Origin of the sequence: Mesorhizobium sp. WSM4904 (assembly GCF_029674545.1) — a bacterium.
Taxonomy (GTDB): Bacteria; Pseudomonadota; Alphaproteobacteria; order Rhizobiales; family Rhizobiaceae; genus Mesorhizobium.
Genome location: NZ_CP121354.1, coordinates 4,666,909 through 4,678,148, shown reverse-complemented (window position 1 = coordinate 4,678,148; position 11,240 = coordinate 4,666,909). Strand labels below are relative to the sequence as shown.

11 protein-coding genes are annotated in these 11,240 nt (G+C 62.1%); 6 read left to right on the top strand and 5 right to left on the bottom strand.

Features of this window, described 5'->3' with window-relative positions:
• The 3 genes from QAZ47_RS22540 to QAZ47_RS22530 are packed head-to-tail and all read right to left on the bottom strand — an operon-like array spanning nucleotide 1 to nucleotide 3,632.
• Nucleotides 1-1,254: a sarcosine oxidase subunit beta family protein gene (locus QAZ47_RS22540; protein ID WP_278233846.1), complete on the bottom strand. Its 1,254-nt coding sequence runs from the start codon at nucleotides 1,252-1,254 to the stop codon at nucleotides 1-3.
• 9 nt (nucleotides 1,255-1,263) lie between these two features.
• Complete coding sequence (locus QAZ47_RS22535; protein WP_278230774.1) at nucleotides 1,264-2,412, bottom strand: Xaa-Pro peptidase family protein; 1,149 nt, start codon at nucleotides 2,410-2,412, stop codon at nucleotides 1,264-1,266.
• Between the two features lie 38 nt (nucleotides 2,413-2,450).
• Nucleotides 2,451-3,632, bottom strand: coding sequence for a M24 family metallopeptidase (locus QAZ47_RS22530; RefSeq protein WP_278230773.1), 1,182 nt, complete (start codon nucleotides 3,630-3,632; stop codon nucleotides 2,451-2,453).
• Between the two features lie 251 nt (nucleotides 3,633-3,883).
• On the opposite strand from QAZ47_RS22530, the gene ehuB reads away from it, so the two are divergent.
• The 5 genes from ehuB (at nucleotide 3,884) to QAZ47_RS22505 (ending at nucleotide 7,881) form a co-directional block, all read left to right on the top strand.
• Complete coding sequence (ehuB, locus tag QAZ47_RS22525; protein ID WP_278230772.1) at nucleotides 3,884-4,747, top strand: ectoine/hydroxyectoine ABC transporter substrate-binding protein EhuB; 864 nt, start codon at nucleotides 3,884-3,886, stop codon at nucleotides 4,745-4,747.
• 260 nt (nucleotides 4,748-5,007) lie between these two features.
• A complete protein-coding gene (ehuC, locus tag QAZ47_RS22520) occupies nucleotides 5,008-5,736 on the top strand; it encodes an ectoine/hydroxyectoine ABC transporter permease subunit EhuC (protein ID WP_278230771.1) in 729 nt (242 codons plus the stop codon).
• On the top strand, nucleotides 5,733-6,392 hold the full coding sequence (ehuD, locus tag QAZ47_RS22515) for an ectoine/hydroxyectoine ABC transporter permease subunit EhuD (RefSeq protein WP_278202941.1): 660 nt from the start codon (nucleotides 5,733-5,735) through the stop codon (nucleotides 6,390-6,392). Before ehuC ends, ehuD begins: the two co-directional genes overlap by 4 nt.
• Nucleotides 6,389-7,168 (top strand): ectoine/hydroxyectoine ABC transporter ATP-binding protein EhuA, encoded by a 780-nt coding sequence (gene ehuA, locus QAZ47_RS22510; RefSeq protein ID WP_278202940.1) that lies wholly within the window; start codon nucleotides 6,389-6,391, stop codon nucleotides 7,166-7,168. The genes ehuD and ehuA overlap by 4 nt, the downstream gene beginning before the upstream one ends.
• Nucleotides 7,165-7,881, top strand: coding sequence for a GntR family transcriptional regulator (locus tag QAZ47_RS22505; RefSeq protein ID WP_278230770.1), 717 nt, complete (start codon nucleotides 7,165-7,167; stop codon nucleotides 7,879-7,881). The genes ehuA and QAZ47_RS22505 overlap by 4 nt, the downstream gene beginning before the upstream one ends.
• Before the next feature lie 114 nt (nucleotides 7,882-7,995).
• Here the strand turns inward: QAZ47_RS22505 and QAZ47_RS22500 are convergent, their stop codons facing one another.
• Together QAZ47_RS22500 and QAZ47_RS22495 are read right to left on the bottom strand one after the other, a co-directional pair.
• Nucleotides 7,996-8,145 carry a hypothetical protein gene (locus QAZ47_RS22500; RefSeq protein ID WP_278230769.1) on the bottom strand — a complete coding sequence of 50 codons (150 nt, stop codon included), beginning with the start codon at nucleotides 8,143-8,145 and terminating at the stop codon, nucleotides 7,996-7,998.
• Between the two features lie 591 nt (nucleotides 8,146-8,736).
• Complete coding sequence (locus QAZ47_RS22495) at nucleotides 8,737-8,931, bottom strand: hypothetical protein (RefSeq protein WP_278230768.1); 195 nt, start codon at nucleotides 8,929-8,931, stop codon at nucleotides 8,737-8,739.
• Between the two features lie 774 nt (nucleotides 8,932-9,705).
• Here QAZ47_RS22495 and QAZ47_RS22490 point away from each other — a divergent pair.
• Nucleotides 9,706-11,235 (top strand): HEPN domain-containing protein, encoded by a 1,530-nt coding sequence (locus QAZ47_RS22490; protein WP_278230767.1) that lies wholly within the window; start codon nucleotides 9,706-9,708, stop codon nucleotides 11,233-11,235.
• Nucleotides 11,236-11,240 lie beyond the last annotated feature (5 nt).

Sequence of the window (11,240 nt, the reverse complement as noted above, 5' to 3'; positions counted from 1 at the left end):
CTATTGCAGCCAGGCCGAAGGGCCGACGCCGGCCTCGTCGAGCGTGCGGCCGGTGCGGAAACGGTCAAGGCGATAGGCGGCGATCAAGGGATGCGGCGTGCCGGTCGCCAGGGTGTGCGCGAAGCACCAGCCCGAGGCGGGCGTCGCCTTGAAGCCGCCATAGCACCAACCGCCGTTGAGATAGAGCCCGTCGATCGGCGTCGGGCAGATGATCGGGCTTGCGTCGGGCGTCATGTCCATGACGCCGCCCCAATGGCGCAGCAGCCGGACGCGCGAGATGCAGGGCATCAGCGCGATTGCCGCTTCCGACACCTCGCGCACGACGCCGAGATTGCCGCGCTGGGCATAGGAATTGTAGCCGTCGAGATTGCCGCCGAAGACCAGCCCGCCCTTGTCGGATTGGCTGACATAGAAATGATCGGCGCCATAGGCCACGACATGGTCGACCAGCGGCTTCAGCGGCTCGGTGACGAAGGCCTGCAGCACGTGGCTTTCGATCGGCAGTTCCAGCCCGGCCTTGCGGCCGAGCACCGAGGTGTGGCCGGCGACCGCGAGGCCGACCTTGCCGGCGCCGATGCGGCCCTTGCTCGTCTCCACGCCGACGATCCTGTCGCCGTCGCGGACAAAGCCGGTCACCTCGCAGTTCTGGATGATGTCGACGCCATGGCCGTCGGCGGCGCGCGCATAGCCCCAGGCGACGGCGTCGTGGCGGGCGGTGCCGGCGCGGCCCTGCAGGATCGCGCCGTGGATCGGAAACCGTGCCGTGTCGGAAAAATCGAGATAGGGCACGAGCCGCCGCACCTCGTCGCGGTCGAGGATGTCGGCGTCGATGCCGTTCAGCCGCATGATGTTGGCGCGATGGCTGAAAGCGTCGAGCTGATCGGCCGAATGGGCGGTGACGATCTGGCCGCGCTGCGAGAACATCACGTTGAAGTTCAGCGCCTGCGACAGGCCTTCCCACAGCTTGACCGAAAATTCGTAGAACTGGGTGTTGCCGTCGAGCAGGTAGTTGGAGCGGATGACGGTGGTGTTGCGGCCGACATTGCCGCCGCCGATATAGCCTTTCTCCAGCACCGCGACATTGCGGATGCCGTGGTTCTCGGCCAGGTAGAATGCGGTGGAAAGCCCGTGCCCGCCGCCGCCGACGATGATCACGTCATAGGTTGGTTTCGGCTCGGCGGCGCGCCAGGCGCGCTGCCAGTTCTTCTGGCCGGACAGGCCGTTGCGGAAAATCGAAAACGCCGAGTAGCGCATGGTCATGGTCTAGCGGACGATCGGGCCGGTCGGCGTGCGCGTCAGCACCTCGGCGCCAGTCTCGGTCAGAAGCACGGTGTTGGAGATGAAGTCGTCGCCGCGGCCGGTGCCCATCAGCCAGGACAGGATGTGGAAGCTCATGCCGGTCTCGATCTCGAGATCGGAATCGTGCCGCAAGCCCGTCACCGAATTGCCGCCGGTCCAGGACGGCGGCTGGCCGATGCCGACGAGATAGCCGCAATGATGCCGGCGATAGTGCGACAGGCCTGCCTCGTCGGCGACGCTTTGCCAGGCGGCGTAGACCTCGCGCGCCCTGGCGCCGGGCCTGAGCGCCTTGACGACGGCGTTGAACGCCTTGGCCGTCACCTCGGCCATGGCGGCGTCCTCGTCCTTGATGGTGCCGATCCGGATCAGCCGGCCGAGCGGCGCGTGATAGCGCGAGACGCAGCCGGACAGTTCGACGAAGACCGGCTCGCCGCGGCGATAGACGCCGTCGCCCCAAGTCGTGTGTTCCTCGCCGAGCCGGGCGGCGGGGCGGATGAATGGGCCGAAGCCGGGCGCATGGCCGCCGGCGCGCGCCATCGCCGCCACGCATTGGGCGGCGACCTCCTGCTCGGCGGCGCCGTCGCTGATCGCCGCGATCGCAGCTTGCGCCGCCGCATCGGTGACCTTGGCGGCGCGGCGCATCAGCGCCTGTTCCTCGGCGCTCTTCACCCGCCGCATCCTGTCGACCAGCCCGGAGACGTCGCTCCACTTGGCGTCGGCCTGCGCCTCGAGCTTGAGGGCGAGGCCATGGCTGAGGCCCGAGGTCCAGTGTTCGAGCCCGATGCGCTTGCCCGTCAGGCCGAGTTCGGAAAGGACGCGCGCGGCGAGATCCGCGGCCGTCTCGCTGTCGGAATGGCCGCGGAACTCCGCCGCCTTCACCTGGTTCTCGATCGTCACCTTCTCCATCGACCGGGTGACTAGGACCGGCTGCCGGTCGAGCGGGACGATGAGAAGATGCGGCGCGAAATAGCCCCAATGGTCGAGGCCGGTGAGATAGAAGATGTTTTCCGGCGAGGCGAAGACGGCGGCATCGAGCCCGCGCTCGGCCAGCGCCTTGCGCACCTTCAACAGGCGGCCGGCGATCTCGGCTTCCGAAAAGGGATTGCGGTCCATTGTGTATCCTCGAATTGCCTGTTGTGGAGCTTCAGCGGTCAGTCGATGACGATGAGATCGCGCGTCACGTCGCAGAGCCGCTCGCCGCCGGCTTCGGCGACGACGAAGGACTCCGAAATGGCGACGCCGAAATCGTCGAGCCAGACCCCGGCCATGAAGTGGAAGCACATGCCGGGCTGAAGCTCAGTCTTGTCGCCGGGCCTCAGGCTCACGGTGCGCTCGCCCCAGTCCGGTGGGTAGGCGAGGCCGACCGGATAGCCGACCCGGCTTTCCTTCTTGAGCCCGTTCCGGCGCAGCACCGCCTGCCAGGCGGCTTCGACCTGTTCCGCGGTGTTGCCGGGCCGCGCCATTGCGAGGCCGGCGTCGACGCCCTCGACGATCACCTTGGCCATATCGGAGAGCGCGGCCGGCGGCTTGCCGAAATGCACCGTCCGGGTCAGCGCCGCATGGTAGCGCCGCCTGGCGCCGGCGATCTCGACGATGGCAAGCCCGCTGTCGGGGAGCGGCGCGTCCGACCAGGTCAGATGCGGCGTGCTGGTGCCTTCGCCGACCGGCATCAGCGGACAGATGGCGGCATAGTCGCCGCCGGCGCCGGCCACGCCCATGATCTGCGCGTGATAGATCTCGGCGATAACATGGTTCTGCGGCACGCCGGGGCGCATCTTTTCGATGGCGCGGTTCATGGCATTGCTGCAGATCGCGCCCGCCTCGCGGATTAGCGCCAGTTCGGCATCCGATTTTACCAGTCGCGCCCAGTTGACGAGGTCGCGATTGTTGGCGAAGCGCGCCTCCGGCAGGCCGCCGACGAGATGGGCATGGCAGCGCGCCGTGTAGTAGTGCGCATCCATCTCGACGCCGATCCGCGCCCGGTCCCAGCCGCGCGCCCTGATCAGCCCGGCAAGCTCGTCATAGGGATGCTCGGCGGGATGCTGCACCAGCCGCTCCGAGAACGGCACGATGTTTCGTTCGGGCAGGCCGGTGGTCATGCGGGCGCTCTTGGCGTCCTGCGCCCTGCCGAACCAGATCGGGCGGTCTTCCTCCAGATGGACCAGCACGCATTGCGGCACGTAGAAGGACCAGCCGTCATAGCCGGTCAGCCAGCACATGTTGGCGGGATCCTGGCAGATGATGAGATCGAAGCCGGCCTCGTCCATGCGCCGCTTCACGTCGGCCAGGCGCCGCTCGTACTCCACCTTGGTGAACCCGCCCGACCCGCTCAAAACCGTCTTTCCTCCCGATCTCGCGCGGGACACGGCTTGCGCCGCGATCCCGGGAAAATTGCCTTAATTGTGCACAACTGTTGAATGTTTCAGCCGTATACCGGGAAGTAAACGGCTATTTATCGAGATTCGTACAGCGCATCTTGCGATATGTCCAGATCAGTTGTATACGTCTTCTGTGCTTGAGGCGGTGGTGGAGAAACGTCGTTTCGAGCCAAACAATCATTGAAAGCAAAGGGGAACGCATGTTCATGTCACAGATATCCCGCCGCGCGGTTGTGAAGGCCGCTGCTTGCCTTGCGCTCGCCGCGACCGCATTCACGTCACTGCCGGCCAAGGCCGAGACGACCCTCGAGCGCGCCAAGAAGGACGGCTACATCCGCGTCGGCTTCGCCAACGAGGCGCCATTCGGTTTCGCGACGCCCGACGGCAAGCTGACCGGCGAAGCGCCCGAGGTCGCCAAGGCGGTGCTCGCCAAGATGGGCATCTCGCAGGTGGACGGCGTGCTGACCGAGTTCGGCTCGCTCATTCCGGGCCTCAAGGCCGGCCGTTTCGACATCATCGCCGCCGGCATGTTCATCACGCCGAAGCGCTGCGCCGAGATCAATTTCTCGGAGCCGTCCTACGGCATCGGCGAGGCCATGTTGGTAACGAAGGGCAATCCCAAGGGCGTGAAGGACTTTTCCAGCTTCAAGGACAATGCGGATCTCAAGCTCGCCGTGATGGCCGGCGCCGTCGAAGGCGGCTTCGCCAAGGACGCGGGCGTGGCCGCCGGGCAGCTCGTCACCTTGCCTGACCAGTCCAGCCTGGTCGCGGCCGTCCAGTCTGGCCGCGCCGATGCGGCCGCTCTCACCGCGCTGTCGATCGCCGAGATGGCCAAGAAGGCCGACGGCGTCGAATCGACCAAGCCGTTCGGCGAAGTCGCCGGCAAGTCGGTGAAGGGCCATGGCGGCTTCGGCTTCCGCAAGGAAGACACCGATCTGCAGGAAGCGTTCAACGCCGAGCTGAAGAAGTTCATCGGGTCGCCCGAGCACATCGCCCTGGTCGAGCCGCTCGGCTTCGGCAAGGACTATCTGCCGAACAAGACCACGGCGCAGCTCTGCAAGGGCGAGTAAGGTTCCCAACTGCTGGCGGCGCGAAAGCGCCGCCTCTTTTTTCAGGAGCAATTCCAGGAAAAGTGTGTGACGGTTTTCCGTCCGGAATTGCGTGAAAACAAACAGTTGGAGCGGTTCGGCGTTTCCGCGAAAACGATGAACTGCTCTAAAGCAATTCCAGGAAAAGTGTGTGAGCGGCTTTCCGTCCGGAATTGCGTGAAAACAAACAGTTAGAGCGGTTCGGCGTTTCCGTGAAACGGTGAAACGCTCTAGGAGCGCAGATGGGAATTCGCACACTCGTCGCCATGCTGGTTGTCGCGCTCGCCGTGATCGGCGTGCTGGCGACGCAAGCCTCTTACAGGCTGTTCCTGCCGGGGCTGCTGCAGGGCGCGCAACTGACCATCGAGATAGCCGTGCTCGGCAGCCTGCTCGCGGTCGTCATGGGCGTGCTTGCCGCGCTTGCGCGCATGTATGGCCCGGCGCCGCTCAGATGGCTGGCGACGGTCTATGTCGAGATCTTCCGCGGCACCTCGGCTTTGGTGCAGCTGTTCTGGCTGTTTTTCGTGCTGCCGCAGTTCGGCGTGACGCTCGACGCATTTCTGGTCGCCGTGCTGGCGCTCGGCTTGAATGTCGGCGCGTATGGTTCCGAATGCGTGCGCGGCGCCATCCAATCGGTGCCGCGCGGCCAGTGGGAAGCCGGAGCCGCGCTCAATATGAGCCGGTCGCAGATGCTGCGCCGGATCATCCTGCCGCAGGCTTTCATCGCCATGATCCCGCCCTGGGGCAATCTGTTCATCGAGCTTTTGAAATCGACCGCGCTGGTCTCGCTGATCACGCTCACCGATCTTGCCTTCAAGGCGCAGCAGATGAACCAGAACACGTTCAAGACCATTCCGATCTTCACGCTCGTGCTTTTGATGTACCTCGCCATGTCGCTGGTCATTTCCATCGGGATGCGGCTCCTCGAAAGGCGGGCCTCGCTCGGCCTGGCGCGGGGGAGGGCGGCATGATCTGGGATTGGAATTTTACCTTCCAGATCCTGCCGGTGCTGGCGCAGGCGGCCGTCGTGTCGATCGAGGCGACGCTTCTCGGCTTCGTCATAGCGGCGACGCTTGGCCTGGTCCTGGCCGTGATCCGCATCGCCGTGCCGTGGACGGCTTGGACGATCTCCGTGCTGGTCGAATTGATCCGCTCGACGCCGCTGCTCATACAGATCTTCTTCATCTATTTCGTCTTTCCGAAATTCGGCCTCGTGCTCGACGCGTTCACCGCCGGCGTCATCGCCATCGGCATCCACTACGCCGCCTACTGCTCGGAGGTCTATCGCGCGGGCTTCGACAACATCCATCGCGGCCAGTGGGAAGCTTCGATCGCGCTCAATCTCTCATCCTGGACGACCTTTCGCGACATCATCATCCCGCAGGCGATCCCACCGATCGTGCCGGCGCTCGGCAACTATCTCGTCGCGCTGTTCAAGGAAACGCCGCTGCTTTCGGCGATCGCGGTGTTGGAACTCATGCAGACCGCCAAGATCATCGGCTCCGAGACATTCCGCTACACCGAGCCGATCACGCTGGTCGGCCTGTTCTTTCTGGCGATGAGCCTCGTATCGGCCGCGCTCATCCGTGCCCTCGAACGCCTGCTCAACAGAAGGACCGTACGATGACCGAGCAACCGATGGTCCGCTTCGACAACGTTTCCAAACGCTACGGCGCGCTGACGGTTCTCGACGGCCTGAATCTCGACATTGCGCGCGGCGAGAAGGTGTCCGTCATCGGTCCGTCCGGCTCCGGCAAGACCACTGTCCTGCGCATGCTGATGACGCTGGAAACCATCAATGACGGCGTCATCTGGGTCGAAGGCGAGCCGCTGACGCATATGCAGCAGAACGGAAAACTGGTGCCCGCCAACCTCGCGCACATCCGGCGCATCCGGGCGAAGATCGGCATGGTGTTCCAGTCCTTCAACCTGTTCCCGCACATGACCGCCATGGCCAACTGCATCGAGGCGCCGATCACCGTGCTCGGCATGAAGCGCGCGGATGCCGAGGCGCGCGCGGCCGAGCTTCTCGACATGGTCGGGCTGTCGCAGAAGAAGGATCACTATCCCTCCCAGCTCTCCGGCGGCCAGCAGCAGCGCGTCGCCATCGCCAGGGCGCTGGCGATGCGGCCCAAGATCATGCTGTTCGACGAGGTGACGTCGGCGCTCGACCCGGAACTTGTCGGCGAAGTGTTGCAGGTGATAAGGCAGATCGGCCGCGAGCATGATCTGACGATGCTCATGGTCACCCACCAGATGGGCTTCGCCAAGGAGTTCTCCGATCGCGTCTGCTTCTTCTACCAGGGCAAGATCTGCGAGCAGGGGCCGCCGAGCGAGCTTTTCGGCGCACCCAAGAATGAGCGGACGCGGCAGTTCCTGCACGCCGTCCTGGAGGCTGGATGACGTTTGACACGGATGCCTCGCCCGCGACCATGGCCGCGTCGCCCCCGCGTCCGCTTTCGGCGCGAGAACGGTTCGAACGCATCTACCTGATCCTGCGCGACCGCATTTGCCTGCTCGACTATCCGCCGGGAAGCCGGCTCTCCGAGGAGGAACTCGCCCAGGAATTCGAGATCAGCCGCACGCCGGTCCGGCGCGTGCTTGCGCGCCTCGAGTCGGAAGGCCTGGTTCAATCCGTCCACGGCGTCGGCACCCTCGTCACCGACGTCGACATCGAGGAATTGCAGCAGGTCTATCATCTGCGCCTGGAACTGGCGCTTCTGGTCGGCAAGCTCTCGCCGATTCCGCGCACCGCGGCGGATCTCGATCGGATCCGGGCGCTCATTGCCCGCTGCGATTCCGACATGCTCAATCCGGATCAGCGCGCCTTCCTGCAGCTTAACATGGATTTCTTCACCGAACTGTCGGGCATGACCGGGAACCAGCCGCTGCGCGAGATCAGCGAGAGGCTGTATTTCCAGGTGGCGCGCGTCGTCCTCAAGATGATGCCGCAGCTGGGGCTCGTGGAGGAGTTCACCGCGTTCCGCCGCGAAATGGAGGAGGTCCTGGCCGCGGCCGAGATCGGCGACTGGGAATCGATCGGGCACATAAGGCGGGCCCACATCTCCATGAGCTTCCTGCGCATGATGCGCCACGCCGGCGCGGCCGGCGAATAGGATAAGGCGCGCAATCTTGCGCCAGCCCTTCTTATGCGGGGAGCGTCCCGGCTCGCTGACACTTTACTCGCGACCTGCGCAGGTCGCAGCCGCGGCATTCGGCGGTTTGCAACACTAATTCCAGGTGACGCGAACAGGGCCTTGGAAGTTCTCGACCTGGTCAACCGTCTTCATCAACGCAATCCGATAGGCGCTCTTGTTTGCCAAGTCGTCCCAGATAGAGAACGCGACAACAGCGGCGGCGATCAATAGGATCGGTCGCATCGGAACCTCCCTCAAAGCCCCTCGTACGCGCGCCGCTATTATGATCTTGCCGAGCTTTTAATACAAGAAGTTGCTAACATTCGCTCATTGATCAGCCGCGCCACCCAGCCTTCAAAGCCATGGGGGTAAGTGAGATCGCCACGGCGACCACGATCGAGCCCAAACAACCGCCTGGTCGATCAGATGCCGTCCGCGACCTTGGCTCTTGCGCTTTCGCCACCTTGCCGGCCGGTTCGGCGCCGATATTGAGTTTGTCCGCGGCCCCCTCTTAAGCGGGCTGGAGCCTTCCGGCTGATAAGACTTCGCCGACGGAGCTTTCGCCGGATCGTCCCGAGCGTGCGCGCATCCTCAAAACGAGCAGCCGCGCAGCCGCAAACGGCGTCATAGCGAGAAAGGCGAACGTGACGGCAAGGAAAACTGATGGAATGCAGATCATCGCACTGGGATCGAAGCAAACAGATTCCATGATGTACCCCTTCAAAAATCACCTGTTGCGCGCGGGTGGCCCTCCCTGACCTAACGATGCTCCTCGTTTAAAGGGAATTCAAGCTTTTGCTAATTTTCCGAGCGCTGTCGCCCATGACTACCACCCTAAGTGATTATCTGGGACAGATCGGCGATGTCGCCATAGATCATCGAACCTTTGACGAGAAAACACTTGCCAGCCAGGACCTCGAAGGGCCGGCTTGACGCGGTGCAAACCGGTGCGACCTTACGGTCCTTGGCTTCGGCACAATGGACGCCGATCGCGAGGATAGCGATAGCAATGAGAGTCGTCTTGCTCATGTCTAACCCCCAAAGCCCAACTGGCTTCTAGGGCCGCAAAACCGGGTTGCCGTCCCTCAAAGTAGCATCCGGCGATAATGTTTTTCATTCTGTCGATTGGAGACGTGGGCTCATCTATTTGCGGTAGGGCGCTAAAAGGGTTTCAACCTCCGCCACGGATCTGGCATAGCTACGGTCCGGCATCCGTGCGCGGGCGACTGTATGTCGCCAAGTTGGCGCGTGACGCCCATACTGGTGGAGGAGTTCACCGCGTTCCGGCGCGAGATGGAAGGAAGTCCTGGCCGCGGCCGAGATCGGCGACTGGGAATCGATCGGGCACATAAGGCGCGCCCACATCTCCATGAGCTTCCTGCGCATGATGCGCCACGCCGGCGCGGCTGGCGAGTAGAGGCGCGCAACCTCTTCGCAACGTCTCTTCTTCACCGCGGCAGAGCTGACATGCTTGGAAAGACGAGATGACGATGGCGGACTTGAAGGTTTCCGGACGCCGGTAACTTCCACGCCGGGAAGATAGTTGCCGTGAAACATCTTGCGCATGCAATCCCGCTGCATCGAAGACCTCCGGGAAGCTTTAGCGCATTAGCGTGAGGGGCGGAAACATCGAATTGCGGGCCGCCAAACGAAAGCTCCGAGCTTCTGGCTGAAAAAAAGCAATCCTTATCTGGACCCTTCACACGTAGGAGCGCATTTTCAGCAGCGGCGAGCTAAATCTGATTGGTGGAGGGAAGCTCTAGCTAGAGACGCCTGCCCCCGAACCCACCTTGAAAAAACGGCATGCTTAAAATGACCGGAAAGTGGACTGACGGCTTTAAAGGCCTTGGCAAGTTCGACCTGCCTTCGCAAGCCGGCGTATATGGCGAACTGTCATTGGATGGATACGATTCAAAACTCGTGCTTCATGACGTCGAGCATGGGCTATATCCGGGATCGTTGAGCCCAACCATTCACGGCGTCGTCGACCATACGGTCAAGATCTCTCTTCTGGATTGCATTCCTATCAGCAGCAATCAGAAAGCTGATTCTGATGGAAATGTTTCAAAGCATATTCATAATATATTCCCTCACCATGTTATCTTTGGAGACATTCACGTCACTGACGTCGATCCGATATTCACATCAGTTTCTTTGCGCCTAACTGATTCAACGAAACTATTTTATGATTATTTTACGTTCGGAACCATCGTTGATCCTTCTATCGCTAAAGAGACATTGGCGGCAAAGGCGAAGGCAGGCGATCGTGACCTCTTCGTGGGGGAACATCCTGCGCTTGCATATTTTTCTGGCAAGTACTCGATCATACGAGTTCCGACCGAAATTGGGACGATCTCGGCCAACAATTCGCCGACGATCTCATTGGGCGGGCCGACAGGCAGCGGTTTCTCCAACTCCATCTGGTTAGACATTGAGTTCGTCCGCCCCCAGAGTTTCAACGGCGCCATCGACCTGGCATTCCTGCTCGAACCTTTTTTTTCGATGGTAGCTGGAAGGCCCCAAAGATTCGAAGAAATCAGGTTGCTTTCTAGCTCAACCGACGGACCGGACGCAGGCAGCCCGTTGGTGTTTAATGTCTACAGCAGCATGAAAGAGCCCCTTCGATTTCCTCTCGGCAGAGGTCCCCACCCGGCGGACCTGCCGCTCAATCCAGTCTGGCGGCCAGAGGAATTTGCAAGTGTGCTGACGGACTGGGTGAGACGCGGTCCGGATTGGCGAGATGCGCGTGCGCGCTATTCGGAATGCCTGCGAAAGCAGGATCTTTTCGACATCGACCGCTTGGTGGGATCGGCCAATATGTTCGACATTCTCCCCAGTGCCGCGGTGCCGGCAGAAGTCGAGCTATCCGTAGCGTTGAAAACTGCCCGCGATCAAAGCCGTGAACTTTTCAAGGCGCTGCCGGATAGCCCCGAAAGAGCCAGCATTCTGCTGGAGCTCAAGCGACTCGGAAAAGCCAACCTGAAAAACAAGGTCCGCCACAGGGCGGCTCCGATAATTGCGGCTGTGGGGGACAAGTTTCCGGACCTAATCTGGGTATTGGACCAAGCCGTCAATTGCAGAAATCACTATGTGCACGGGGCGCTAGGCAAGGCCAAAGCCGACTACGCCGCCAATTTTCAGGACCTCGGCGGCTTTTTCACAAAGTCACTCGAGTTCGTTTTTGCGGCCTCTGATTTGCTTGAAGGCGGCTGGGATATCGAAGCCTGGGCATCGCGCAGCTCGACGCTGTCACACCCCTTTTTCGAATACAAGTTCGGCTATAAGGAACACCTAGAAATTGCTAAATCGCTGATCGGCAAGCCTGACGCTTAAGCCCG

Excerpts from the sequence above, each read along its gene's own strand:
- QAZ47_RS22500 (WP_278230769.1), bottom strand. The coding sequence starts at position 8,145 with ATGCGACCGATCCTATTGATCGCCGCCGCTGTTGTCGCGTTCTCTATC.
- QAZ47_RS22535 (WP_278230774.1), bottom strand. The coding sequence starts at position 2,412 with ATGGACCGCAATCCCTTTTCGGAAGCCGAGATCGCCGGCCGCCTGTTG.
- ehuD (WP_278202941.1), top strand. The coding sequence starts at position 5,733 with ATGATCTGGGATTGGAATTTTACCTTCCAGATCCTGCCGGTGCTGGCG.
- QAZ47_RS22540 (WP_278233846.1), bottom strand. The coding sequence starts at position 1,254 with ATGCGCTACTCGGCGTTTTCGATTTTCCGCAACGGCCTGTCCGGCCAG.
- QAZ47_RS22495 (WP_278230768.1), bottom strand. The coding sequence starts at position 8,931 with ATGAGCAAGACGACTCTCATTGCTATCGCTATCCTCGCGATCGGCGTC.
- ehuA (WP_278202940.1), top strand. The coding sequence starts at position 6,389 with ATGACCGAGCAACCGATGGTCCGCTTCGACAACGTTTCCAAACGCTAC.
- QAZ47_RS22505 (WP_278230770.1), top strand. The coding sequence starts at position 7,165 with ATGACGTTTGACACGGATGCCTCGCCCGCGACCATGGCCGCGTCGCCC.
- QAZ47_RS22490 (WP_278230767.1), top strand. The coding sequence starts at position 9,706 with ATGCTTAAAATGACCGGAAAGTGGACTGACGGCTTTAAAGGCCTTGGC.
- ehuC (WP_278230771.1), top strand. The coding sequence starts at position 5,008 with ATGGGAATTCGCACACTCGTCGCCATGCTGGTTGTCGCGCTCGCCGTG.
- ehuB (WP_278230772.1), top strand. The coding sequence starts at position 3,884 with ATGTCACAGATATCCCGCCGCGCGGTTGTGAAGGCCGCTGCTTGCCTT.